Below are 22,926 nucleotides of genomic sequence, written 5' to 3' on the forward strand. Positions count from 1 at the left end.
ACGCATGGCTCAGGCAATGAAAATCGCGATTGTAGATGACGAACAGGACATGCGGCAGTCGATCAGCCAGTGGCTGGCCCTCTCGGGTTATGACACGGAAACTTTCGGCAGCGCAGAGGATGCGCTTAAGACATTGGGGCCCGATTATCCGGGCATCGTCATTTCCGACATCAAGATGCCGGGCATGGACGGGATGCAGTTTCTGAAGAAACTCATGGGCAGCGACTCGGCCCTGCCGGTCATTATGATCACCGGCCATGGCGATGTGCCGATGGCGGTTGAGGCGATGCGGGTGGGCGCGTTCGATTTCCTCGAAAAGCCCTTCAACCCCGACCGGATGAGCGAGTTGGCTAAGAAGGCCACCAACGCACGGCGGCTGGTGATGGACAACCGCGCCCTGCGGCGTGAACTGTCAGACGGCGGCCAGTTGATGAAAAAGCTGATCGGCCAATCCCCGGTGATGGAACGCCTGCGCGAAGATATTCTGGATCTGGGGCAGGCCGATGGGCATGTGCTGATCGACGGGGAGACCGGGACGGGCAAGACTTTGGTCGCCCATGCGCTGCACGCCGTAGGCTCGCGTGCGGGCAAGAAATTCGTGCTCGTCTCCTGCGGCGCCCTAGAGGAAGAAGCGCTGGCCAAACGGCTTTTCGGCCCGATGCAGCCCGAAGACGCGCAACTGCCCGCCATCGAAGAGGCCCGCGGCGGCACTTTGGTCTTAGAGGATATCGAAGCGCTGTCCGAGCAACTCCAAGCCCGGCTGCTGAGCGCGATCAACGAGCAGGGCACCCCGGCGGAGACGCGGATCGTTGCCATCTCGAACCTGCAAGAGGCAGGGCGCACCTCGGAAGACGCGCTGCGCTCAGACCTGTTTTACCGTCTGGCCGCGCTGCGCATCACCGTGCCCCCATTGCGCCAGCGGGGCGAGGATATTCTGACGCTCTTCACCCGGCTGAGCGATCAATTCGCGGATGAATACGGTTGCGAGGCGCCTCAGGTCAGCGCGCAAGAGGCGGCACAGCTGTTGCAGGCGCCTTGGCCCGGCAACGTGCGTCAACTCATCAACGTGGCCGAACGCGCCGTGCTGCAATCGCGCCGCGGCTCGGGCACCATTGCCTCGCTGTTGATGAGTGACCATGACGAAATGCAGCCGGTGATGACCACCGAGGGCAAGCCGCTGAAGGAATATGTCGAAGCCTTTGAGCGTATGTTGATCGACAACACCATGCGCCGGCACAAGGGTTCGATCGCCAGCGTTATGGATGAGCTTTGCCTGCCGCGCCGGACGTTGAACGAGAAGATGGCGAAATACGGGTTGCAGCGGTCAGATTACCTCTGACCACGCCCGGCAAGCAGCGCGGCTTAACCGTTGCGCTGCTCTGCGATCTCTACCGCTTTGCCATTCGGATCGGTGATGCAAGACCAGCTCGCCGCGCCGGGCACATCGACGATATGGCGGTAAAGCTCAACGACCGGGCGGGTGGTGTTAATCGCAACCCCCGCCGCTCCGGTTTGCTGGGCCACCGCAGAGATACAGCTTTTCTGCCCGCGCAATTCCGCCAAAGCTGCGGGGTCGTCGGCCACGGCGATCTCATCACAGGCGGCGAGGCCCAGAAGGGTCAGACAAAGCGCGGGGCGCAGAAATTTAGGCATGAAAGCGGTCCTTTGAAACTCTGGGCCGCATCGGCGGCAAGGCAATTCTATGGTGTCGCCCGGCGACAGCCGCCGTGACAGTCTGAATGTTTCCAAGCCCATGCGCCTTGTCAACCGACCGGGGATAAAGCGCATTTGACTGTTGCTCATTCGATTGACCATTGTGTTTCACCCCGTAAAGCCCTTAACTAGCCGGATAAGTCCCGTAACGCCCGACCGGCGTGGGGTGACTTTTGACAGTTTCGCTGCCGTGCCAGCCCGACACCGGGGGGCCAGCAGACCGATTGGGCCGGAAACGGCCGAAGAACCGCTGATATTCGCGAGGGTTAGCCCGACCGAAGCACAGCTAATTAATGGATGGGAGAGGCCGCAGAGCCCTCGCATCGGAGAAGAACCGCGATGACGCGCGCAGATGCTCAGAGCAGACAGTCGGGGGCCATTCGTGGCCCTGCTGTTGCCGCGTCCTCCATCGCCCTGACAAGTCACACCTCCCAGCCCGAAGCCCCGCCAGGGGCCTTTTGTGCGCGGGTGCTGTGCATAATGGATCTATGTCTAAGAAAATGCTTATCGATGCCACCCACGCCGAGGAAACTCGGGTCGTGGTCGTGGACGGAAACAAGGTCGAAGAATTCGATTTTGAATCGGAAAACAAACGCCAGCTTGCTGGCAATATCTATCTAGCCAAGGTTACACGGGTCGAACCGTCGCTTCAGGCGGCCTTTGTCGACTATGGCGGCAACCGTCACGGTTTCCTCGCTTTCTCGGAAATTCACCCCGATTATTACCAGATTCCCGTGGCCGACCGTCAGGCGCTGCTGGAAGAAGAGCGCGCCTATGCCGAAGCGCAGGCCGCCAAGGATGACGAGGAAGAAAAACCCAAGCGGACCCGCTCGCGGTCGCGTAGCCGGTCGAAAAGCCAAGCGGCTGAGACCAACAGCGATGATGCCGTAGCCACCGCTGAGGTCGCCGAGGACAACAGCGATCAGATCGCGGGCATGGAAACCGTCGATCTCGACAGCGAAGAGGGCAGCTCGCCCATGGAGCGGGTCGCGGAGACGCCGGTTGAAGAGCCCGAGAATGATGCGGCGGAGGGTGATGTCGCCAAGGCCGAGGACGCGGCCCCCGCCAAGGCGGATGACGCGACAAAGGCCGAGGATGCCGACGCCAAGGGTGACGCGCAGGCCGACGGTGAAGACGCCGATAGCGAAGACGACAAAGGCAGCGATGCCACGGCGAAGGACGATTCCATCGAATCCGTCGCCGATGAGGACGACAGCGAAGACATCCGCCCCGTGCGCAAACCGCGCCCGCGGCGCTACAAGATTCAAGAAGTCATCAAGGTCCGCCAGATCCTGTTGGTGCAGGTCGTCAAGGAAGAGCGCGGCAACAAGGGGGCGGCGCTGACCACCTACCTCAGCCTCGCCGGTCGTTACTGCGTGCTGATGCCCAACACCGCCCGTGGGGGCGGCATCAGCCGCAAAATCACCAATGCCGCCGACCGCAAGAAGCTGAAAGAGATCGCGACCGAGATCGAGGTGCCGAAAGGTGCGGGCCTCATCGTGCGCACCGCCGGTGCGAAACGCACCAAGGCCGAGATCAAGCGCGACTACGAATACCTCCAGCGGCTGTGGGAACAGATCCGCGAGTTGACTCTGAAGTCCATCGCGCCTGCCAAAATCTACGAGGAAGGCGACCTGATCAAACGCTCGATCCGCGACCTCTACAACCGCGAGATCGACGAGATTCACGTCGAGGGCGAGCGTGGCTACCGCATCGCCAAGGACTTCATGAAGATGATCATGCCGTCCCACGCGAAGAACGTGAAGCTCTACAACGAGAGCCTGCCGCTGTTTGCCCGCTATCAGGTGGAAAGCTATCTCTCGGGCATGTTCAACCCCACGGTGCAACTTCCCTCGGGCGGCTATATCGTGATCGGCGTGACCGAAGCGCTGGTGGCGATCGACGTGAACTCGGGCCGGGCCACCAAAGAAGGCTCGATCGAACAGACCGCGCTCAAGACCAACCTTGAAGCCGCCGATGAGGTCGCACGCCAGCTGCGTCTGCGTGACCTTGCCGGGCTCATCGTGATCGACTTCATCGACATGGACGAGCGCAAGAACAACGCCGCCGTCGAAAAGCGCATGAAGGATCGGCTCAAGACCGACCGCGCGCGCATTCAGGTGGGCCGCATCTCGGGCTTCGGCCTGATGGAAATGTCGCGCCAGCGCCTGCGCCCCGGCATGATTGAGGCGACGACCCAGCCTTGCCACGCCTGCCACGGCACCGGCCTCGTGCGCTCGGACGATAACCTCGCCCTGTCGATCATCCGCCAGATCGAAGAAGAAGGCACCCGCCGCCGTTCGCGCGAGGTGCTGGTGCGTGCGCCCGTGGGCATCGCCAACTTCCTGATGAACCAAAAGCGCGAGCATATCGCCCATATCGAAATGCGCTACGGCATGTCCGTGCGGATCGAAGGCGATCCGTCGCTGGTGAGCCCCGACTTCCACATCGAGAAGTTCAAGACGGCCACCCGCACCGTGCCGCCCGTCTCGGATCACGTCGTCTCGGTCGATACTTCCCTCATGGATCAAATCGACGAGGATGAGAGCGCCGCCGAGGCCGAAGAGGCCCCCGCCGCACAGGACGCCAGCCCCTCAGACAACGGGAACGGCAATGGCAATGGTGAAGAGGGCGAGGGGAAATCCAAGCGCCGCCGTCGTCGTCGTCGCAGCCGGGGTGGGCGTGGCCGCAATGGCAATGGCGATCAGCAGAACGGTGCAGAGGATCAAAACGGTGCTCAGCAGCAGGACGAGGCGAAATCGGACGAGGGCGAGCAAACCGCGCCGGTAGAGGCGGAAGCCCCGCAGGCCGAAGCGGAAGCCGCGCCCGCCGCCGAGGAGAAGCCCAAGCCGAAATCCCGCAGCCGCTCGCGCAAGCCTAAGGCCGAAGTCGCTCCCGAAGCGGAACCCGCGCCCGAAGCCCTTGCCGCCGCAGAAGGCGAAACGCCAAAGGTCAGCGCCGAGGCCGAAGGGGAGGAGACGCCCAAACCCAAGGCCAAGCGTAGCCGACGGACCAAGAAACCCGCAGCCGAAGCGGCGGAAGAGACCGTGAGCGCAGACGCCGTGGCAAGTGAGGAAGAGGCCGCACCCGCGCCAAAGCCCAAGCGCCGCAGCCGGGCAAAGGCCAAGCCGGTCGAGCCGGTCGCCGAAGCCACGCCCGATGCAATGGCCGAAGCCTTGCCGAGCGAAGCGCCCATCGCGGCCCCGTCACCAGAGACGGCGACGCCCGTCGCGGAAGCGCCTCAGCCTGAGCCGCAGCCCGACCCCGCGCCGAAGCCGGTCGAGGCCGAGGCACCCGCTGCCGAAACCGCTCCTGAGCCGGTCGCCAAAAAGGTCGAAGAGCAGCCCGCCGAAAAGCCCAAGCCCAAACGGCGCGGCTGGTGGTCGCTGGGCAGCTAAAGTGCTCTAGATAAAGAAAACGGCGGGCTCTCAGGCCCGCCGTTTTCAGTTTGGCGATAGGGTAAGAAAGACGGCGCGACCGCGCCCGCTCAGCCGCCCTTGGTGATGATGTATAGCTCTGCCGCGCCCTCGGTCCGGGTTTCGGTCAGCTGATGGCCCGCCTCGGCACAGAAATGCGGCACGTCGATCACGGCGGCGGGGTCATCCGCCGTCATGTGAAGCTGATCGCCCGGCGCCAGCGCGGCCAGTCGTTTGCGTGCTTTCAGCACGGGCAGGGGGCAGAGAAGCCCCGTGGCATCCAGTTTTTCGATCTTCATAAGATCAGTTAAGCCAAGCCGGTCCCGAGGTCCACGATCTTGTGACAATATGACAGGTGACGCCCGGGCCATGTCGGTCTAGGAGTCGGTCATGTTTGAAATAAGCCTCCTCGACGCCGGGATCCTGCCGGCCATGACCATCGCCCTTGTCGCCGGGATTTTCAGCTTCCTGTCGCCCTGCGTGCTGCCCATCGTGCCGCCCTATCTGGCCTATATGGGGGGCGTGTCGATCAATGACATGTCGAGCCAATCCAGCGCGCGGCGGCGGGCGGTGGTGGCGGCGCTGTTCTTCGTGCTGGGGCTAAGCACCGTCTTCGTGCTCTTGGGCTTCACGGCCTCGGCCTTTGGGATGTTCTTTCTCCAGAATCAGGCGCTTTTCGCCAAGATCTCCGGCGTGGTGATCATCGTCTTTGGCCTGCATTTCATCGGCCTCTTCCGCATTCCCTTTCTGGACCAAGAGGCACGGTTGGACGCGGGCGACAAGGGCGGTTCCAGCTTCGGCGCCTATGTTCTGGGGCTGGCCTTCGCCTTTGGTTGGACGCCCTGCATCGGCCCGCAGCTCGGCGCGATCCTGTCGCTCGCGGCGAGCGAGGCTTCCGTCTCTCGCGGCACGCTTTTGCTGGGCGTCTATGCGGCAGGGCTGGGGATCCCGTTCCTGCTGGCCGCGATGTTCATCACCCGCGCCATGACGCTGATGAACCGGATCAAACCGCATATGAAGCTGATCGAGCGGATCATGGGGGGGCTTCTCGTACTCGTCGGGCTAGCCTTGCTGACCGGTGCCTTCACCGCCTTCTCCTTCTGGCTGCTCGAAACCTTCCCGATCCTCGCAACCGTGGGTTAAGCCTTATTCTCGCCCCGAATTACGGCTAGACTATGCCGAAGAAGAGGGCGGGCATGGTAAGCAAAGCGCAGGGAAAGACGGTGAAAACGCGCCGGGTGTTCTACATCCCCGGCTACGATCCGATTCACCCACGCCGCTACCGCGAGCTGTACCGCAAGGAAAGCGCGGCACAGGCGGCGATCTCGGGCTATGAGATCGGGCTGAAGCCGAAGGCAGGCCGCGGCAATTACGGCTGGCAGGTGGATGCTGAGATCGACGGGCAGCGGGTGAGCGCGCAGGTCGAGGTTCTGGTCTGGTCCGACATCGTGCGCGAAAGCATGAGCAGTTCGATCCCCGCGACCTATTGGCAATTGCTGCGCACGGCTTGGGTCTACATCGGATCGGGCGCGCTTTGGCGGTTGATGGGGCTGCGCAAGGGGCCGGTGATCGCCGCACTCTACCCCGTTGGCATGTTGATGGCGCAGGCGCTGCTGGCGGTGGCGCTTGGCCTGTTGACCTATGGCCTTCTCGGCATGCTCAGCGATCATTGGGCCGCGCGGCTCGCCTTCGCGGCACTGGGCATGGGGTTGGGCATTGCCCTGCTGCGCTGGTTCAAAAAGAAGGACGGCAAGTTTTTCGCCTATTACCTGATGCATGATTACGCCTATTCCGCCGCCACCAAGGGCGCGAATCCACCGCAGCTTGAGGCCCGGATGGCCACCTTTGGCGATGCCATCGCCGCTGCGCTGACTGATGATGTCGACGAGGTGTTGGTCGTCGGCCATTCCTCGGGCGCGCATCTGGGGGTATCGGTGCTGGCCGATCTGATCCGGTCGGGCAGGGTGGCCGAAGGCGGGCCTGCTCTGGGTTTCGTCACGCTGGGGCAGGTAGTGCCGATGGTGTCTTTCCTGCCCCGGGCCGAGCGGTTGCGCAGCGATCTGCGCTATCTCTCGGCGCGAGATGAATTGGCTTGGGTCGATGTCACCGCCCCGGGCGATGGCTGCGCCTTTGCGCTTTGCGATCCGGTGGCGGTGTCCGGCGTCGCGCCCGAAGGGAAACGCTGGCCGCTGGTCTTCTCCGCCGCCTTCACGCAAACGCTTAGCCCCGCGCGTTGGAAAGCGCTGCGCTGGCGCTTTTTCCGGCTGCATTTCCAGTATCTTTGTGCCTTCGACCGCCCGCGCGACTATGATTACTTTCAGATCACTGCCGGGCCTCAGACACTCGCCGCGCGCTATGACGGGCGGCCTGCGTCGAAATCGCGGATCGACCAGGCGGTCAGCAAATACACCTCTGTCGCCGCATGAGCCATCCGCCCAAACCCCCCGCGCGGCCCGACCGGGTGTCGCTCTGGCGCTATGCCAAACTGTTCCGCGCCGACATCCTCTCGGCCCAGCCCGCGCGGCTCTATCGGGCATGGATGGCCGAGTTCAAAACGCCGTTCTTTCGCAGCTACCTGATGAACCAGCCCGAGCTGGTCAAAACCGTGTTGAAAGACCGGCCCGAGGATTTCCCCAAGTCCGACCGCATCGGCGAGGGGCTGCGGCCCCTCTTGGGCAACTCAGTCTTTCTGACCAATGGCGAGACATGGAAACGCCAGCGCCGCATCATCGACCCAGCCTTCGAGGGCGGGCGGCTGCGTGAGACCTTTCCTGCCATGTGGGACGCGGCAGAGGCGGCTGCGGCACGGCTGGACCCCAAGGCGGGCCAGGTGGTCGAGATCGAGGCTGAGACAAGCCACGCCGCCGCCGATGTGATCTTTCGCACGCTGTTTTCGCTGCCGATCGAACATGAGGTCGCCCGCGCGGTTTTTGACGAGTTTCGCAACTACCAGCGCAGCCAGCCGATCCTGAACCTCGGGGCGCTTTTGCCGCTGCCGCGCTGGATGCCGCGCCTGTTTCGCCGCGACACGCGGGCCAGCGCGGCGCGGATCAGGACGCTGATCACCGATCTGACCCGCGCGCGCATGGCGCAGATCGAGGCGGGCACCGCGCCCGACGATCTAGCCACCAAGATCATGACCCAAGCCGATCCCGAAACCGGCGAGCGCTTCGACACCCAAGAGATGGTCGATCAGGTCGCGATCTTCTTTCTTGCAGGGCATGAGACCAGCGCCTCGGCCCTTGCTTGGGCGCTGTATTTGATGGCAACCCATCCCGCGTGGCAAGAGCGGCTGGCGGAAGAGGCGCAGGCGCTTGAGACCTGCGATTTCGCGGTGATGTCGAAACTCAAGCTCAGCCGCGATATATTTCGCGAGACGCTGCGCCTCTACCCACCGGTCCCGATGATGGTGCGTGAGAACCGCTGCCCCGAACGTTTCCGTGACCGACAGGTGAAACAGGGCGCGCAACTGGTGCTCAGCCCGTGGCATTTGCACCGCCACGAACGGCTCTGGGACAACCCCGACGGCTTTGACCCGACCCGCTGGCAGACCGAGAATGGCAAACAGTGCCAGCGCGACGCTTTCATCCCATTCTCCGCCGGGCCGCGGGTCTGCACCGGGGCGGGCTTTGCCATGGTCGAGGGGCCGCTGATCCTGTCGCGCATCCTGCGCGACTTCCGCGTGACGGCCCAACCGGGCCGCGTGCCAGTGCCTGTCGCACATTTGACCGTCCGTTCAGATAAGGGCATTTGGTTAGCGCTATCAAGACGCTAGCTGCTATCATCGGCTTTGCGTTTCAATTAGAAACGCAGCGAACGGAATCAGAATAGGACCTGGGTGACATGGGCTACGACAAGGCGCAACTTGAGCAAATGGACAGCGGCAAGGGCTTCATCGCGGCGCTTGATCAATCGGGTGGCTCCACCCCCAAGGCGCTGAGCCTCTATGGCGTGGAACCGTCGGATTACAACGGCGACGAAGAGATGTTCAAAGCCGTCCATGACATGCGCGCGCGGATCATCTTGGCCGATGATTTCACCTCTGAAAAAGTGATCGGCGCGATCCTTTTCGAGCGCACGATGGATGACACGATCAACGGCAAACCGGTCGCGCAGCTGCTCTGGAAAGACCGCGGCGTGGTGCCTTTCCTGAAGATCGACAAGGGTCTGGAAGAGACCAATAACGGCGTGCAGATGATGAAGCCGATCATGGAGATCGACGATCTGCTGGCCCGCGCGGTAAAGCACGGCATCTTCGGCACCAAGGAGCGCTCTGTCATTCATGAGGCCAATGAAAACGGCATCGCCGCCGTGGTGGCGCAGCAGTTCGAACTGGCCAAACAGGTCTGCGCCGCCGGTCTCGTGCCGATCATCGAGCCCGAGGTGAACATCAACTCCGAGAGCAAGGCCGAGGCCGAAGAGATTCTGCGCCGCGAGATCGCGAAACACCTGGAGGCGCTGCCCGAAGGTGAGATGGTGATGCTGAAGCTGACGATCCCCGAGAAGGCCGGTCTTTATGACGATCTGGCCGAACATGCCAATGTTCTGCGCGTCGTGGCGCTGTCGGGTGGCTATTCCACAGCGGAAGCCTGCGAACGGCTGGGCAAGAACCGGACCATGATCGCCAGCTTCTCCCGCGCTTTGACGGAAGGGCTGAACGTCAAGATGACGGACGCGGAGTTCAATGAGGCGCTTGGTCAGAACATCGACAAGATTTACCGAGCGTCGATCTGTTAGATCGGAATTTTTTGAAAATTCCGGTCCCGTTTTCTTTAAAAGAAAACGGCTAGGCAATCCGCCGGATAGGTTCTCTATTGCAAAATATGATGACCTGTCCGGCGTTCTCAACCGCTTGAAAACCACGACGTTTTAATTCGTTTTCAATTGTTTTGCGTCCAACAAACTTCTCAATATCGCGCGCATTACGTCGAATGACCTGTCCGCGAATAGCCGCCTTTGAGGCAAAAATATCATCCAGCCAAACGGCGGGTGAGAGAGGGGAACCGACGGCCATGGCCCGACGCTAATCCGCTTTTGGTAAACGTTCCTTTAACGACCGCAGCACAAACAGCCGGATCGCCCCAGCCAGCCCGATGTCCAGCCCGCGGGCGGCGTCAATCTCGGCCACCAACGCGTTGATCGGCATGCCCCGCGCGGCGGCGATGGCGCGGAACTCATCCCAAAACTCGTCTTCGAGGGAGATCGATGTCCGGTGGCCCCTTAGGGTCACCGAATGTTTGCGGGGCCGTGCGCTCATGTCTCGCGCTTATGCGCGTCGAGCGTGGCCTTGGCTTGGGCGGCGCTTTTGCGCGCCGCCTCCTTCTCAGCTTTGCTACGGCCAAAGCGCAGCGCATTCTCATCCGCCTGAGCGCGGCGGGCCGCAAGATCGCGTGCCTTTCTCGCCTTGTTCAGGTTGATGGGCTGGCTCATTTTGGGCCGATCATGTTCTCAGGGCGCACCACACGCTCGAATGTCTCGGCATCGACGAAGCCCAAGGCAATCGCCTCTTCCTTCAACGTGGTGCCGTTCTTATGCGCGGTCTTTGCGACCTTGGTGGCGTTGTCATAGCCGATCTCGGGCGCCAGCGCCGTGACCAGCATCAGCGACTCGCGCATCAGCTTTTCGATCCGGTCCGCGTCAGCCTTGAGGCCATCCACCAGATTGTCGGTAAAGGCCGAAGCCGCATCGCCCAAGAGTTGCATGGATTGCAACACGTTATAGGCCATCATCGGTTTGTAGACGTTAAGCTCGAAATGCCCCTGCGATCCGGCGAAGCCCACGGCGGCATCATTGCCCATGACATGAGCGCAGACCTGCGTCAGCGCCTCGCATTGCGTCGGGTTCACCTTGCCCGGCATGATCGAAGAGCCGGGCTCGTTCTCGGGTAGGATCAGCTCACCCAGACCGCAGCGCGGGCCGGAGCCCAGAAGGCGGATGTCATTGGCAATTTTGAACAGCGAGGCCGACACGGTCTTCAGCGCGCCGGAAATCTCGACCATCGCGTCATGGGCGGCCAGCGCTTCAAACTTGTTGGGCGCGGTGACAAAGGGCAGGCCGGTGATCTCGGCCATGTTGTGGGCCACGGTTTCCGCCCAGCCTTGCTTGGTGTTCAGCCCGGTGCCCACGGCGGTGCCGCCCTGTGCCAGCTCATAGATACGGCCAAGCGCATCGCGCACGCGGGCAATGCCCATGGCGACCTGATGGGTGTAGCCCGAGAATTCCTGAGACAGCGTCAGCGGTGTCGCGTCCTGCGTATGGGTGCGGCCGATTTTGATGATGCCGTCAAATTCCTCGACCTTCTTCTGCAACGCGCCGTGCAGCTTCTCCAGCCCCGGCAGCAACACGTCACGCGCCGTCATCGCGGTGGCGATATGCATGGCGGTGGGGAAAGTGTCGTTCGACGACTGGCCCATGTTGCAATGATCGTTAGGGTGCACCGGGTCCTTGGAGCCAATGGTGCCGCCCATGAGTTCGATCGCGCGGTTGGCGATGACCTCATTGGCGTTCATGTTCGACTGGGTGCCGGAACCGGTCTGCCAGACCACCAGCGGGAAGTTGTCGTCGAACTTGCCCTCGAACACTTCGCCAGCGGCCTGAATGATCGCGCGACCGCGTTCCTCGTCCAGCGAGCCCTGCGCCACATTCGCCTGCGCGCAGGCCTTCTTGATCACGCCGAGCGCGCGCACGATGGCGATGGGTTGCTTTTCCCAGCCAATCGGGAAGTTCATGATCGAACGCTGCGTCTGCGCGCCCCAGTATTTATCGGCGGGGACTTCGAGCGGACCAAAGCTGTCGGTTTCGGTGCGGGTATCGGCCATTCTGCGGCTCCTGCTGTGACTTATCGTTGTCCAGCGGTGTACCTGCGCCTTACGCGCTGCGCAATGCGGGGATGGCGCTAACGGCCATTCCAGCGCTACTTCCGAAAGGAATCGAGCGAGACGATCTCGGCATCTTTGACCGGCTCTTCCGTGACTTCCAGCTCTGCCTCGTCCGTCTGGTCGAGCGTGGTCTCGTCCTCCGCCACGTCTTCCTCTTCGGTTTCTTGCTGTTCGAACCGTAGGCCGAACTCAACCGAAGGGTCCACGAAGGTGCGGATCGCATCGTAAGGAATATAAAGCGGCTCCGGCGCATCGCCGAAGTTCAACGTGATGGCGAAACCGTCTTCACCCACATCGAGGCCGTCGTACCAATGCTGCATCACCACGGTCATCTCATCGGGATAGCGGTCCGACAGCCAATCGGCCAGTTCCGCATCCGGATGCGAGGTGTCGAAGGTGATGAAGAAATGGTGATTCCCCGGCAGTCCCTTGTCCGATACGTCTTGCAAGACCCTGCGGATCAGGCCCCGCATGGCTTCGTGCATCAGGTTGCCGTAATCAATGCTGCGGCTCATTCTTCTCTCCGGTCCGGGCGTTGGGCAGGGGTAAGCATACCCCATTCAGGGGCGAGTGAAAGGGGGTCCCGCGCTAAATCGCGTGAAGGATCAGCGCCAGCGTGGCGAGCAGAACCATCGTGAGGACAAAACTACGCTTGAGGGCCAGCATCAACACGGCAGCCAAGAGGGTGAGCGCGGCGGCCATGGGGTTGAAACTGTCCCAAACGGGCAGGGGCAGGGCAAGCGGGCCATCAGCGCCCACCCGATCAAACAGCACATGCAGCGCAAACCAAACCGAGAGATTGGCGATGACCCCCACCACAGCCGCCGTGATCGCCCGCAGCGCGCCTGCGATGCGCGGCTGTTCAGAGAGCGCCTCAAGATACGGGCCCGCAAGGAAAATCCAAAGGAAACAGGGCGTGAAAGTGACCCAAAGCGCCAGCAGCCCGGCAGCCATCGCCCCCGCGGGGCCGCTTTGCGCAAATCCCGCCAACATCCCGACGAATTGCGTCACAAGGATCAGCGGGCCGGGGGTTGTCTCAGCCAAGCCAAGCGCATCGATCATCTGATCGGTCTCGATCCAGCCGAAATCCTGCACCACGGTCTGGGTCATATAGGCCAGCACCGCATAGGCCCCGCCGAAGGTCACCACAGCCAGTTTGGAAAAGAACAGCCCCAGTTGCAGCAGAAAGTCGTCGCCGATGAGGGCAAGGAACAGAAGCGGCGCGGCCCAGAGACCACCCCAGATGAGCAGGGTGCGGAGGCTATGCGCCGGCGGCAGGTCGGCGGCTTCGGTCTCAGGCGTCGGGCCTCGGGTCAGCATCCCAATGACCCCGGCCACCAGAATGATCAGTGGAAACGGCAGGCCCAGCACGAAGAGGGCGATGAAAGACCCAAAGGCCAACGCCCAGCCGAGACGCCCGTGAAGCGCCTTTGAAGAAACCTTCAGAAGCGCTTGGAATACCACGATAATGACAGCGGCCTTGATACCCAGAAAGGCCGTTTGCACTAAGGGCATCTGCCCATACCACGCATAAAGCAGCGCGAGTGCCGCGATGAAGACCGCACCCGGCACAACGAAAAGCAACCCTCCCAACAGCCCGCCCGCAACGCCGCGCAGGCGCCAGCCTGCATAGGTCGCCAGCTGCATCGCCTCGGGCCCCGGCAACAGCATACAGAGCGAAAGGGCCCGGAGGTAAGTCTGCTCGCTCAGCCACGGGCGATGCTCGACCAGCTCGCGGTGCATCACGGCAATTTGGGCTGCGGGGCCGCCGAAGGACATCAACCCAATCCGGCCAAACACGCGAAACATATCGGGCCAACTGGGCGGGGTCATCGGGGCCATCCTGCGTCATCAAAGCCACCACGGCTTCGCTGCGTCACGGATAGGGCCAGAGGAAAGCGCGGTCAAGTTAAGGCAAGAGCGCCGTCTAACGGGTATGAAACGGAAGGGAAAAGTGCAGGTTTCTGTTGCCAGGTACCTGCGAACCCCGCCTTAAGCTGCAAGGCCTAAGGACTTAAGATTTCAGTCGCTGAAACCGCTTACGCGGCCATCGCAACTGGAGCACGATTGTCATTTGCAATTGTACAGTTTGAACCGATAACGGTGGTATCTCACCGAGACAAAGCAACCCCTTTAGACGTTCGTCGATCCTATTTCGGCCCCATGATCCCCAAATGAAGGATGTTTGGTGGAGCCGCCGGGTACCGCCCCCGGGTCCGAACCGCTTATTACGAGCGCGTTTATGTCCATAGTCCCGAAGGACAGGATTAAAGTAGGGCCGCGATGAACGAATTGCAAGGGGTGGGACGTGCGATTTTGTTACGTCAAGATAGACGCGTATCTTGTTGTTTTACATGCCCAACCTAGCGTCGCCCCGCAGCTTCGGCATTCCGCGCCGCGCGTGCGGCGAACACGCTTTGGGCAAGCTGTTGGGTCTCGGCCTCAAGCGCGGTCAGCCCTGCCGTCACCGCCTTGCCGTCATGGGCCTCTGCCGCATCCGCGATCTCTTGATGCAGAGCTACGATCCGCGCGCGATCCCGCGCGGTGAAGGTGATCATATTCATCAAGGGCTGCATCGCCTCAACCGCGCCTGCAAGTTGATAACTCAGGACCGGATTGCCCGCACCATCGACCAGCGCCCGGTGAAATGCCACGTCGGAAGCGCAGAAGGCCTCATCCGTCAGTCCCGGCTGCGCCTGCCGGTGAATCTCCGCGCGCATGGTGGCAAGGTGGTCCGCCGTCCGCCGCTCTGCCGATAGCGGGGCGCAGGCGCGTTCCAAGGCGAAGCGTGCCTCGCAAGCGGTCTCAAAACTCACCGCATTCATCGACAGCAGCAGGGTCGAGGTGGTGATCTGCTGCGCATAGGCATCCGGGAAGCTCAGCCGGTTGACGAAAGCACCCCCCGTGGCTCCGCGCTGCGTGCGGATCAGCGATTGCGCGGCCAGCCGCTTGAGCGCCTCGCGCACCGTGGGGCGTGAAACCTCGAACTGCTCGGCAAGCTCCGCCTCGGAGGGCAGACGCTGATCGACGATCAGATGCCCGCCGATAATGGCGTCGCGAATGGCCGTGGCGATCTGGGCCGATAGATCGGCGGGGTTGCTTGGGTCGATTTTCATATGTCTTACAATTAGTGTTTGCGAGGACTTTAATTGTCTGACATTAAATCTACAAGAGCACGCAGGGGAGGGCGGCGATGACCGGGTTGGTACGATCAACACTATGGCTGGGGTTTTTCGCCCTAATTCTCGCCGCTTGGTGGATGATGTACAGCATGGCGATGCAGATGGATCTCGATCTGCTGGGCCGCCCCGGGGCCATGGGCGAACGCATGCGGCAGATGGATCCGAGCATGGATATGTATATGCCCATGGCGCGTTTCTTTCCACTGTTCGTGATGTGGGGCGCGATGATGGCGGCGATGATGGTCCCGACCATGGTGCCAACGCTACGCGCATACGAAGACCTCATTACTTCGGCCAATGGCACCCGCGCGGGCTGGCTGGCAGTGCTGGCGGGCTACTTCGCGGTCTGGCTGATCTTCGCGGCGGGGATCGCGGGTTTGCAACTGTTGCTGCTGCACGGCGGCGTCATCGACATGCTCGGCATCGCCAAATCGCGCTGGACGGCGACGGCGCTGCTCTTGGCTGTGGGTCTCTTCCAATTTACCCGCGCCAAGGAGATTTGCCACGGCGTCTGCCACTCTCCGATGATGTATTTCATGGGCCACTGGCGCCCCGACGCCGCGGGCGGTTTTCGCATGGGGCTGGGCCTCGGCGCCTTTTGCGCAGGCTGCTGCTGGGGCTTTATGCTTCTGGGCTTTGCCGGCGGGGTGATGAACCTTGCTTGGATGGGGCTCGCCACGCTTTTCATGGTCATCGAAAAACTGCCTCAGATTGGGCATTACGTAACAAAACCAATGGGTTTCGCCCTGATCCTCGGCGCCGGTGTCGTGGCGGGTTGGCCCATGATCACAGGAGGATGATATGCCAAACAGAGAGATGACACCCGCCGATTGGGCGATCAAGGGCGAGCTTTTCCTGAACTGCTCTTGCGATGTTTTCTGCCCCTGCGTGGTCAGCCTTGGCGCGCATCTGCCAACCGAAGGCCACTGCCATGCGTGGATGGGCATCGTGATCGACGAGGGCCATTTCGAGGGGGAGGACTTGGCCGGTCTGAACGTAGGGCTATTGGTCGACATCCCGGGCCGCATGGGCGAGGGAAATTGGAAGGTCGCCGCCTATGTGGACGACCGCGCGAGCGAGGCAGCCTATGACGGGTTGCTGCAAATCTTCTCGGGCGCTGCGGGCGGCACCACGGGGCTGTTCACCATGTTGGTAAGCGAGATCATCGGCGCCGAACGCGCCCCGGTTGAGATCATTCGCGACGGCAACCGCCGGGTCATCAACATTGGCCGAAAGATCAACGGCGAGATCGAGATGCTGGCCGGGGCCGAACCGGGGGAGCCGGTGACGATCACCAACTCGAAATACTGGATGGGGCCGAACATCGTCGCCGCGCGCGGCGTGAAATCCAAGGTCCGCGACTATGGTCGGGTCTGGGATTTTGGTGGTAAATCGGCTGAGGTCTGCGCGATCGACTGGCAGGGGGCGCGGTGATCACCCCCACCTACGCCAAGGAAATGGTTCGCTATAATGCGTGGCAAAACAGACAGTTGTCGAATGTCGTTCAGACTTTGGATGAAGCATCGTTAACGCAGGATCGCGGGGCGTTCTTCGGCTCCATCCTCGGCACGTTGAACCATCTTCTGTGGTGCGATCAACTCTGGCTGTCGCGGTTCGACCCTGCCGCGTCAAAACCGGAAGGCAAAGACACCGAGCTTTGCCGCTCCGGTGACGCCTGGGTTTTGGCGCGAGGGCAATGCGATCTGGCTATTTCTGAGTGGGCGTCGGGGCTCGACCAGTCGATGCTGGATGGAAATTTAACGTGGCATTCCGGTATCTTGCAGCGCGATGTTTCTAAGCCGATGGCGGGATGTGTGGTGCATTTCTTCAACCACCAAACCCACCACCGCGGCCAAGTGCACGCCATGCTCACCAACGCAGGATTTGACGGGCCGGTGACCGATTTCATTTTCATGCCGGAGGAGGGCTGATGGTCGAACTCTCTCCCTCGCGCCGGATCAGGCGCACGCCATTCTCTGCCGGGGTCGAGGCGGCGGGAGTGAAAGCCTATACGGTCTACAACCGGATGCTGCTGCCCACCGTCTTTGAGAGTACGGAGGCGGATTATCACCACTTGAAGAAAGCCGTGCAAGTCTGGGACGTGGCTTGCGAAAGACAGGTTGAACTGCGCGGGCCCGATGCTTCCCGACTGATGCAAATGCTGACGCCCCGTGATCTGCGCGATGTGGCGCCGGGGCGCTGTGTCTATGTGCCAATCGTGGATGAGACGGGTGGGATGCTTAACGATCCGGTGGCGGTAAAACTGGCCGAGGATCGTTGGTGGATTTCCATCGCCGATAGCGATTTGTTGTTGTGGGCCAAGGGGATATGCAACGGTTATCATCTTGATGTCTTGGTCGATGAGCCGGATGTGAACCTGCTGGCGGTGCAGGGGCCGAAAGCGGAAGACCTCATGGATCGCATCTTTGGCGCGGCGGTGCGGGAAGTGAAGTTCTTCCGCTTCGGGGAGTTCCAGTTTCAAGGCCGCGCCATGAATGTTGCGCGCTCCGGCTACTCCAAACAGGGCGGCTTTGAGATCTACACCGAAGGGGCCGATATCGCGATGCCGCTTTGGGAGGCGCTTTTCGAGGCGGGGCGCGATCTGGATGTGCGGGCGGGCTGTCCGAACCTGATTGAGCGGATCGAGGGCGGATTGTTGAGCTATGGCAATGACATGACCGACGACAACACGCCCCACGAATGCGGTCTTGGCAAGCTCTGCGACACGCAGGCGGCGATGGGTTGTATCGGCAGAGATGCGCTGCTGCGGGTGGCGAAAGAGGGGCCGGTGCAACAGATACGTCCCCTAGAGATCGCAGGCGATCCGGTGCCGCTTTGTGATCGTGTCTGGCCCTTGATGGCAGGCGACAAGCGCGTGGGGCAGGTGACCTCGGCGGTTTGGTCCCCCGACTTTGGCGTGAATGTCGCCATCGGAATGGTGCGGATGACCCATTGGGACCCGGGCACGCGGTTGCGGGCGCATACCCCCGATGGCGAGCGTGACGTGACCGTGCGTGAAAGTTACTGGGCCTGAGGTCCGGTAGATTGAAACCTGAAAAGGAGATGAAAGATGAGCTTTAATGCGCTGATTGTAAACAAGGATGACGAAGGCAAGACCCAGGCCGAGGTCACCCAGATCACCGAAGACCAACTGCCCGAGGCCGAGGTGACGGTCGCGGTCGAATATTCCACCGTGAACTACAAAGACGGGTTGTGCATCGGGCCGGGTGGTGGCTTGGTCCGCAACTATCCGCATGTGCCGGGCATCGATTTCGCCGGCACGGTCGAGACTTCGAATGACGACCGTTACAAGCCCGGCAACAAGGTGGTGTTGACCGGTTGGCGCGTGGGCGAGGCGCATTGGGGCGGCTATGCGCAAAAGGCGCGGGTCAAGGCCGATTGGCTGGTGCCACTGCCCGAAGGGCTGGACACGCGTCAAGCGATGGCCGTGGGCACGGCAGGTTTCACCGCGATGCTGGCCGTCATGGCGCTGGAGGATCACGGCATCAAGAAAGGCCCGGTTCTGGTCACGGGTGCTGCGGGGGGCGTCGGCTCCGTCGCCACGGCGATCCTTGCCAACCTCGGCTATGAGGTGGCGGCGGTCACTGGGCGGCCCGAGACCGAAGATTACCTCAAGAGCCTTGGGGCGGCCCGGATCGTTGCGCGGGATGAGATCAACGAGACGGTCAAACGCCCGCTGGAGGGCGAAACATGGGGCGGATGCGTCGATGCCGTGGGCGGCGCGATGCTGGCCCGCGTGCTGGGTCAGATGGAATATGGGGCGAGCGTGGCGGCCGTGGGCCTTGCGGGCGGTGCGGCCCTGCCTGCCACGGTGATCCCCTTCCTGCTGCGCGGCGTGAACCTCTTGGGCATCGACAGCGTCATGCAGCCCTATGACAACCGCCTGCGCGCATGGGGGCGTGTGGCCAAGGACCTGCCGATGGACAAGCTGGAAGCGATGGTCCGGCCCGCGGGTCTGAGCGATCTGCCGCAACTGGGGGCGGACATCCTGAAAGGGCAGGTCAAGGGCCGGGTGGTCGTCGACGTAAACGCTTGATATTGCCTCGGCGCGGGGCGGTGTGGTTAATGGTCCGCGCCGCCCCGACCGCCAGAAGGAGAGCATGATGGCCAGCTACGACGACGACAATATCTTTGCCAAGATTCTGCGCAAAGAGATCCCCAGCTTTAAGGTCTATGAGGACGAAAAGACCTATTGCTTTATGGACATCATGCCTCGCACCGAAGGGCATTGTCTGGTGATCCCCAAGTCGCCCTGCCGCAACATGCTCGACGCGAGCCCCGCACAATTGGCGGATTGTCTGGCGACGGTTCAGAAAGTCGCCAATGCCTGCCTCCGCGCCTTTGGCGCCGATGGCATCACCGTGCAGCAGTTTAACGAGGCTGCGGGCGGGCAAGAGGTCTTTCACCTGCATTACCACATCCTGCCCCGGCATGAGGGCGATAAGCTGCGCCCGCCCGGTGTCCAAGGCGACATGGACCGGATTCGCGAACAGGCCGATGCGATTGCAGCCGCGCTCGGGACAGGGTAGTCCCCCCAAACTTACGTCGCAGCAGATACCGAAACGGTCGTTTTAGCCAAGTTTCCAAGGGGGTTTGGCCGCAATGGCTTGCCCAATGGTCGCAAGCCTCTATCCTGTTGCGCACGGATGAGAAAAACAGAAGGCCGCGTTTTGCGCGGTAATCTGTCATCAAAGAGGGAACAGATTATGAGCGATACCAATTCGCACGGCATCCCCGAGCCTGAGGGCAAGGCGGATGTGATCGATACCGATTATGAGATCGGTCAGGACAATATCGAACGGCAGATCGGGCCGTTCGGGCTGGATATTCACAACCCGGTCTTTCTAATCTCGGGGATCGCGGTCGTGGTCTTCGTGTTCTACACCATCGCATTGCCGGAACAGGCCGCCGCGATCTTCTCGGCCATGTTCAACTTTACCACCAAGAACTTTGACTGGTTCCTGATCGGCTCTGCCGACCTGGTGGTAATCTTTGCACTTTTGCTGATCGTCACGCCCTTTGGCAGTGTCCGCCTTGGCGGCAATGAAGCGGTCGCGGATTATACCTATCTGGGCTGGTTCGCGATGCTTTTCGCGGCGGGCATGGGCATTGGCCTGATGTTCTACGGCGTGTCCGAGCCTTTGACCCATTTTTCGACCTCCATGGGCGAGATCACGACAGAAAACGGCTTGCGCACCGACTGGGCCCCCTTGGGTGCCGCCACGGGTGACGAGGCTGGTTCGCTGCGCCTTGGCATGGCGGCGACGATCTATCACTGGGGTCTGCACCCTTGGGCGATCTATGCCATCGTCGCGCTGGCGCTGGCGTTGTTCACCTATAACAAAGGTCTGCCGCTGACGATCCGCTCGGCCTTTTACCCGGTTCTGGGCGAACGTGTTTGGGGCTGGCCCGGGCATATCATCGACACCATCGCTGTTTTTGCCACGCTCTTTGGTCTGGCGACGTCGCTCGGTCTGGGGGCCACGCAGGCGAACGCGGGTCTGAACGAATTGTTCGGCATCCCAACCGGCACCACCTCCGAAGTCGTGCTGATCTCCTTGATCACCGCCGTGGCGCTGGTCTCGGTTCTGCGCGGCCTTGATGGGGGTGTGAAGGTGCTGAGTGAGATCAACATGGGGCTTGCCGCCTTGCTGGCACTCTTCACGCTCTTGGTGGGGCCGACGATCTTCTTGCTGTCCTTCTTCTGGGACTCGCTGGTGGCCTATATCGAATATCTGCCCGCGCTGGCGAACCCGTTTGGCCGTGAAGACGTGAACTTCTCGCAAGGCTGGACGGCCTTCTACTGGGCATGGTGGATCAGCTGGTCACCCTTCGTCGGCATGTTCATCGCACGCGTGAGCCGAGGCCGTACCGTGCGGGAATTCGTGATCTGCGTGCTGCTGATCCCCTCGCTGGTCTGCGTGCTCTGGATGTCGATCTTTGGTGGCACCGCGATCCATCAGGTGCTGAACGACGGCTACACCGCGGCCCAAGATGCGGGTCTTCCGTTGCAGCTGTTCAAAATGCTCGACGCGCTGCCGCTGGCTTCGATCACCTCATTCATCGGCATCGTGCTGGTGGTGGTGTTCTTCGTCACCTCGTCCGACTCCGGGTCGCTTGTGATCGACACGATCACCGCAGGTGGCAAGGTCGATGCGCCGGTGCCGCAGCGGGTGTTCTGGTGCATCTTTGAGGGTGCCGTGGCCATCGCGCTGTTGATCGGCGGGGGCCTCGCGGCGCTGCAATCCATGGTGATCTCCACCGGATTGCTGTTCACGCTGCTGCTGCTCTTCATGTGCTTCTGCATCTTCCGCGGCCTGCAGGACGAGCGTAAAATCCGCTAACCTGCACAGCCTTTGCAACACGGATGACGGCGGCCCTTCGGGGTCGCCGTTTTCTTTGGGCGCTTGACCTTGGCCGCGCTGCGGTCAACCTTCGCGCCATGCATATTGATTCCGAATGGGTCCGCGCCCAATTTCCCGCCTTCGCCGAGCCGAGCCTTCAAGGGCAGGCTTTCTTTGAGAACGCCGGTGGGTCTTACACCTGCCGCCAAGTGATTGACCGGCTGCATCGCTTCTACTCCCAGCGAAAGGTGCAGCCCTACGGCGCCTATGAGGCCAGCCGCCTTGGTGGGGAGGAGATGGACGAGGCCCGCACCCGCATGGCCGCGATCCTAGGCGTGACGCCGGAGGAGCTGAGCTTTGGCCCCTCGACCACGCAGAACACCTATGTGCTGGCGCAGGCTTTCGGCCAGATGATGCAGCCCGGTGAGGCGATCGTCGTGACCAATCAGGACCATGAGGCCAATACCGGACCGTGGCGCAGGCTGGTCGAGCGGGGGATCGAGGTCCGCGAATGGCAGATCGACCCTGACACCGGGCATCTCGATCCGGCAAAGCTCGAAGATCTCTTGGACGAGAATGTCCGGCTGGTCTGCTTCCCGCATTGCTCAAATGTGGTGGGCGAGATCAACCCGGTGACCGAGATCACGGCGCTGGCCCATGCCGCCGGTGCCTTCGTCTGCGTCGATGGCGTCTCCTATGCGCCACATGGCTTTGCCGATGTCGGGGTGCTGGGGCCGGATATCTACCTCTTCTCGGCTTACAAGACCTTCGGGCCGCATCAAGGTGTCATGGTCATCCGCCGGGCGCTGGCCGAACTGCTGCCGAACCAAGCGCATCACTTCAATGGAGACGTGCTTTACAAGCGTTTCACCCCCGCCGGGCCGGATCACGCGCAGATCGCAGCCAGCGCGGGCATGGCGGATTATATCGACGCTTTCCACGCCCACCATATCGGCGGCACTGCCGGGGCCACGGCGCGCGGTGTTGCTGTGCATGACGCGATGCGCGCCCATGAGACGGCTTTGCTGCAACCGCTGTTGGATGCCATGGCGGCGCGCAACTCTGTGCGGGTCATCGGCCCCACCGAAGCGGCAACCCGCGCGCCCACGGTGGCATTGGCGCTTGATCGACCGGGGGTCGAGATGGCGCAGGCATTGGCCGCGCGCGGCATCATGGCGGGGGGCGGCACCTTCTACGCAGGCCGGGCGTTGGGTGCGATGGGGGTAGATGAGGCCAAAGGCGTGCTCCGTCTCAGCTTCACCCATTACACGACGCAGGATGAAATGGACAAACTGCTGAACGCGCTGGATGATCTGCTCTGATCCTTGACCCCGGCGCAGGGGCGCTATGTTTCGGGACAAGTGCAGGAGCA

The 22,926-nt window shown here is 61.9% G+C and carries 23 protein-coding genes and 1 other RNA gene; 14 read left to right on the plus strand and 10 right to left on the minus strand.

The genetic code is table 11. The annotated features are described in order from the left end of the window. Positions 1 to 4: 4 nt before the first annotated feature. Positions 5 to 1,339, plus strand: a complete 1,335-nt coding sequence (locus ACGYLQ_RS11455; RefSeq protein WP_067266663.1) for a sigma-54 dependent transcriptional regulator — start codon at positions 5 to 7, stop codon at positions 1,337 to 1,339. 23 nt (positions 1,340 to 1,362) lie between these two features. On the opposite strand, the gene ACGYLQ_RS11460 is transcribed toward ACGYLQ_RS11455, so the two are convergent. Further along, positions 1,363 to 1,653, minus strand: a complete 291-nt coding sequence (locus tag ACGYLQ_RS11460; protein ID WP_067266665.1) for a hypothetical protein — start codon at positions 1,651 to 1,653, stop codon at positions 1,363 to 1,365. Between the two features lie 548 nt (positions 1,654 to 2,201). On the opposite strand from ACGYLQ_RS11460, the gene ACGYLQ_RS11465 reads away from it, so the two are divergent. Beyond that, positions 2,202 to 5,111: an Rne/Rng family ribonuclease gene (locus ACGYLQ_RS11465; RefSeq protein WP_394443064.1), complete on the plus strand. Its 2,910-nt coding sequence runs from the start codon at positions 2,202 to 2,204 to the stop codon at positions 5,109 to 5,111. Positions 5,112 to 5,200: 89 nt separating this feature from the next. On the opposite strand, the gene ACGYLQ_RS11470 is transcribed toward ACGYLQ_RS11465, so the two are convergent. Beyond that, positions 5,201 to 5,428, minus strand: a complete 228-nt coding sequence (locus ACGYLQ_RS11470; protein WP_067266668.1) for a sulfurtransferase TusA family protein — start codon at positions 5,426 to 5,428, stop codon at positions 5,201 to 5,203. Between the two features lie 91 nt (positions 5,429 to 5,519). Between ACGYLQ_RS11470 and ACGYLQ_RS11475 the strand changes: the two genes are divergently transcribed. The 4 genes from ACGYLQ_RS11475 to ACGYLQ_RS11490 all read left to right on the plus strand — a co-directional run bounded on the left by ACGYLQ_RS11475 (position 5,520) and on the right by ACGYLQ_RS11490 (position 9,866). Beyond that, positions 5,520 to 6,272 (plus strand): cytochrome c biogenesis CcdA family protein, encoded by a 753-nt coding sequence (locus ACGYLQ_RS11475; protein ID WP_271687236.1) that lies wholly within the window; start codon positions 5,520 to 5,522, stop codon positions 6,270 to 6,272. 53 nt (positions 6,273 to 6,325) lie between these two features. After that, positions 6,326 to 7,555: a hypothetical protein gene (locus ACGYLQ_RS11480; protein ID WP_394443066.1), complete on the plus strand. Its 1,230-nt coding sequence runs from the start codon at positions 6,326 to 6,328 to the stop codon at positions 7,553 to 7,555. Further along, positions 7,552 to 8,904 carry a cytochrome P450 gene (locus ACGYLQ_RS11485; RefSeq protein WP_394443068.1) on the plus strand — a complete coding sequence of 451 codons (1,353 nt, stop codon included), beginning with the start codon at positions 7,552 to 7,554 and terminating at the stop codon, positions 8,902 to 8,904. The genes ACGYLQ_RS11480 and ACGYLQ_RS11485 overlap by 4 nt, the downstream gene beginning before the upstream one ends. 68 nt (positions 8,905 to 8,972) lie before the next feature. Then, a complete protein-coding gene (locus ACGYLQ_RS11490; RefSeq protein ID WP_394443070.1) occupies positions 8,973 to 9,866 on the plus strand; it encodes a fructose bisphosphate aldolase in 894 nt (297 codons plus the stop codon). 49 nt (positions 9,867 to 9,915) lie between these two features. On the opposite strand, the gene ACGYLQ_RS11495 is transcribed toward ACGYLQ_RS11490, so the two are convergent. The 8 genes from ACGYLQ_RS11495 to ACGYLQ_RS11530 all read right to left on the minus strand — a co-directional run bounded on the left by ACGYLQ_RS11495 (position 9,916) and on the right by ACGYLQ_RS11530 (position 15,123). Beyond that, positions 9,916 to 10,143, minus strand: a complete 228-nt coding sequence (locus ACGYLQ_RS11495) for an N-(5'-phosphoribosyl)anthranilate isomerase (protein ID WP_394443072.1) — start codon at positions 10,141 to 10,143, stop codon at positions 9,916 to 9,918. Positions 10,144 to 10,152: 9 nt separating this feature from the next. Further along, positions 10,153 to 10,386: a ribbon-helix-helix domain-containing protein gene (locus tag ACGYLQ_RS11500; RefSeq protein ID WP_271691335.1), complete on the minus strand. Its 234-nt coding sequence runs from the start codon at positions 10,384 to 10,386 to the stop codon at positions 10,153 to 10,155. Beyond that, the gene (locus ACGYLQ_RS11505) at positions 10,383 to 10,559 is read right to left on the minus strand and encodes a DUF4169 family protein (protein WP_067266677.1); all 177 of its coding nucleotides are present in this window, start codon (positions 10,557 to 10,559) and stop codon (positions 10,383 to 10,385) included. The genes ACGYLQ_RS11500 and ACGYLQ_RS11505 overlap by 4 nt, the downstream gene beginning before the upstream one ends. Continuing rightward, a complete protein-coding gene (gene fumC / locus ACGYLQ_RS11510; RefSeq protein WP_209217764.1) occupies positions 10,556 to 11,947 on the minus strand; it encodes a class II fumarate hydratase in 1,392 nt (463 codons plus the stop codon). The genes ACGYLQ_RS11505 and fumC overlap by 4 nt, the downstream gene beginning before the upstream one ends. Before the next feature lie 95 nt (positions 11,948 to 12,042). Continuing rightward, positions 12,043 to 12,522: an SspB family protein gene (locus ACGYLQ_RS11515; RefSeq protein WP_394443074.1), complete on the minus strand. Its 480-nt coding sequence runs from the start codon at positions 12,520 to 12,522 to the stop codon at positions 12,043 to 12,045. Positions 12,523 to 12,595: 73 nt separating this feature from the next. Beyond that, the gene (chrA, locus tag ACGYLQ_RS11520) at positions 12,596 to 13,840 is read right to left on the minus strand and encodes a chromate efflux transporter (protein WP_394443076.1); all 1,245 of its coding nucleotides are present in this window, start codon (positions 13,838 to 13,840) and stop codon (positions 12,596 to 12,598) included. Positions 13,841 to 13,960: 120 nt separating this feature from the next. Then, positions 13,961 to 14,309: a transfer-messenger RNA gene (gene ssrA / locus ACGYLQ_RS11525) on the minus strand. Between the two features lie 61 nt (positions 14,310 to 14,370). After that, entirely contained in the window at positions 14,371 to 15,123 is a 753-nt protein-coding gene (locus ACGYLQ_RS11530) for a FadR/GntR family transcriptional regulator (RefSeq protein WP_067266684.1), read from the minus strand. 77 nt (positions 15,124 to 15,200) lie between these two features. On the opposite strand from ACGYLQ_RS11530, the gene ACGYLQ_RS11535 reads away from it, so the two are divergent. The 8 genes from ACGYLQ_RS11535 (at position 15,201) to ACGYLQ_RS11570 (ending at position 22,876) form a co-directional block, all read left to right on the plus strand. Further along, positions 15,201 to 15,989 carry a DUF2182 domain-containing protein gene (locus ACGYLQ_RS11535; RefSeq protein WP_394443078.1) on the plus strand — a complete coding sequence of 263 codons (789 nt, stop codon included), beginning with the start codon at positions 15,201 to 15,203 and terminating at the stop codon, positions 15,987 to 15,989. A 1-nt stretch (position 15,990) separates the two neighbouring features. Then, on the plus strand, positions 15,991 to 16,623 hold the full coding sequence (locus ACGYLQ_RS11540; RefSeq protein WP_067266687.1) for a DUF1326 domain-containing protein: 633 nt from the start codon (positions 15,991 to 15,993) through the stop codon (positions 16,621 to 16,623). Beyond that, positions 16,620 to 17,120 (plus strand): DinB family protein, encoded by a 501-nt coding sequence (locus ACGYLQ_RS11545; RefSeq protein WP_394443080.1) that lies wholly within the window; start codon positions 16,620 to 16,622, stop codon positions 17,118 to 17,120. Before ACGYLQ_RS11540 ends, ACGYLQ_RS11545 begins: the two co-directional genes overlap by 4 nt. Next, positions 17,120 to 18,223 carry a dimethylsulfoniopropionate demethylase gene (locus tag ACGYLQ_RS11550; protein WP_394443082.1) on the plus strand — a complete coding sequence of 368 codons (1,104 nt, stop codon included), beginning with the start codon at positions 17,120 to 17,122 and terminating at the stop codon, positions 18,221 to 18,223. Before ACGYLQ_RS11545 ends, ACGYLQ_RS11550 begins: the two co-directional genes overlap by 1 nt. A 36-nt stretch (positions 18,224 to 18,259) precedes the next feature. Then, on the plus strand, positions 18,260 to 19,246 hold the full coding sequence (acuI, locus tag ACGYLQ_RS11555; RefSeq protein WP_394443084.1) for an acryloyl-CoA reductase: 987 nt from the start codon (positions 18,260 to 18,262) through the stop codon (positions 19,244 to 19,246). 67 nt (positions 19,247 to 19,313) lie between these two features. Further along, the gene (locus ACGYLQ_RS11560; RefSeq protein ID WP_394443086.1) at positions 19,314 to 19,739 is read left to right on the plus strand and encodes an HIT family protein; all 426 of its coding nucleotides are present in this window, start codon (positions 19,314 to 19,316) and stop codon (positions 19,737 to 19,739) included. A gap of 177 nt (positions 19,740 to 19,916) precedes the next feature. Beyond that, positions 19,917 to 21,554: a BCCT family transporter gene (locus ACGYLQ_RS11565; protein WP_394443087.1), complete on the plus strand. Its 1,638-nt coding sequence runs from the start codon at positions 19,917 to 19,919 to the stop codon at positions 21,552 to 21,554. Positions 21,555 to 21,652: 98 nt separating this feature from the next. Further along, a complete protein-coding gene (locus ACGYLQ_RS11570; RefSeq protein WP_394443089.1) occupies positions 21,653 to 22,876 on the plus strand; it encodes an aminotransferase class V-fold PLP-dependent enzyme in 1,224 nt (407 codons plus the stop codon). The last annotated feature ends 50 nt before the right edge of the window (positions 22,877 to 22,926 follow it).

The organism is Sulfitobacter sp. 1A12779 (assembly GCF_043557315.1).
GTDB lineage: Bacteria > Pseudomonadota > Alphaproteobacteria > Rhodobacterales > Rhodobacteraceae > Sulfitobacter > Sulfitobacter faviae.

What these genes read in the sequence shown, in the direction of transcription:
- ACGYLQ_RS11470 (WP_067266668.1), bottom strand. Translation starts at nt 5,428, where the DNA reads ATGAAGATCGAAAAACTGGATGCCACGGGGCTTCTCTGCCCCCTGCCC.
- ACGYLQ_RS11495 (WP_394443072.1), bottom strand. Translation starts at nt 10,143, where the DNA reads ATGGCCGTCGGTTCCCCTCTCTCACCCGCCGTTTGGCTGGATGATATT.
- chrA (WP_394443076.1), bottom strand. Translation starts at nt 13,840, where the DNA reads ATGACCCCGCCCAGTTGGCCCGATATGTTTCGCGTGTTTGGCCGGATT.
- ACGYLQ_RS11480 (WP_394443066.1), top strand. Translation starts at nt 6,326, where the DNA reads ATGGTAAGCAAAGCGCAGGGAAAGACGGTGAAAACGCGCCGGGTGTTC.
- ACGYLQ_RS11460 (WP_067266665.1), bottom strand. Translation starts at nt 1,653, where the DNA reads ATGCCTAAATTTCTGCGCCCCGCGCTTTGTCTGACCCTTCTGGGCCTC.
- ACGYLQ_RS11500 (WP_271691335.1), bottom strand. Translation starts at nt 10,386, where the DNA reads ATGAGCGCACGGCCCCGCAAACATTCGGTGACCCTAAGGGGCCACCGG.
- ACGYLQ_RS11530 (WP_067266684.1), bottom strand. Translation starts at nt 15,123, where the DNA reads ATGAAAATCGACCCAAGCAACCCCGCCGATCTATCGGCCCAGATCGCC.
- ACGYLQ_RS11465 (WP_394443064.1), top strand. Translation starts at nt 2,202, where the DNA reads ATGTCTAAGAAAATGCTTATCGATGCCACCCACGCCGAGGAAACTCGG.
- ACGYLQ_RS11550 (WP_394443082.1), top strand. Translation starts at nt 17,120, where the DNA reads ATGGTCGAACTCTCTCCCTCGCGCCGGATCAGGCGCACGCCATTCTCT.
- ACGYLQ_RS11560 (WP_394443086.1), top strand. Translation starts at nt 19,314, where the DNA reads ATGGCCAGCTACGACGACGACAATATCTTTGCCAAGATTCTGCGCAAA.
- fumC (WP_209217764.1), bottom strand. Translation starts at nt 11,947, where the DNA reads ATGGCCGATACCCGCACCGAAACCGACAGCTTTGGTCCGCTCGAAGTC.
- acuI (WP_394443084.1), top strand. Translation starts at nt 18,260, where the DNA reads ATGAGCTTTAATGCGCTGATTGTAAACAAGGATGACGAAGGCAAGACC.
- ACGYLQ_RS11565 (WP_394443087.1), top strand. Translation starts at nt 19,917, where the DNA reads ATGAGCGATACCAATTCGCACGGCATCCCCGAGCCTGAGGGCAAGGCG.
- ACGYLQ_RS11475 (WP_271687236.1), top strand. Translation starts at nt 5,520, where the DNA reads ATGTTTGAAATAAGCCTCCTCGACGCCGGGATCCTGCCGGCCATGACC.
- ACGYLQ_RS11515 (WP_394443074.1), bottom strand. Translation starts at nt 12,522, where the DNA reads ATGAGCCGCAGCATTGATTACGGCAACCTGATGCACGAAGCCATGCGG.
- ACGYLQ_RS11570 (WP_394443089.1), top strand. Translation starts at nt 21,653, where the DNA reads ATGCATATTGATTCCGAATGGGTCCGCGCCCAATTTCCCGCCTTCGCC.
- ACGYLQ_RS11505 (WP_067266677.1), bottom strand. Translation starts at nt 10,559, where the DNA reads ATGAGCCAGCCCATCAACCTGAACAAGGCGAGAAAGGCACGCGATCTT.
- ACGYLQ_RS11455 (WP_067266663.1), top strand. Translation starts at nt 5, where the DNA reads ATGGCTCAGGCAATGAAAATCGCGATTGTAGATGACGAACAGGACATG.
- ACGYLQ_RS11540 (WP_067266687.1), top strand. Translation starts at nt 15,991, where the DNA reads ATGCCAAACAGAGAGATGACACCCGCCGATTGGGCGATCAAGGGCGAG.
- ACGYLQ_RS11535 (WP_394443078.1), top strand. Translation starts at nt 15,201, where the DNA reads ATGACCGGGTTGGTACGATCAACACTATGGCTGGGGTTTTTCGCCCTA.
- ACGYLQ_RS11490 (WP_394443070.1), top strand. Translation starts at nt 8,973, where the DNA reads ATGGGCTACGACAAGGCGCAACTTGAGCAAATGGACAGCGGCAAGGGC.
- ACGYLQ_RS11485 (WP_394443068.1), top strand. Translation starts at nt 7,552, where the DNA reads ATGAGCCATCCGCCCAAACCCCCCGCGCGGCCCGACCGGGTGTCGCTC.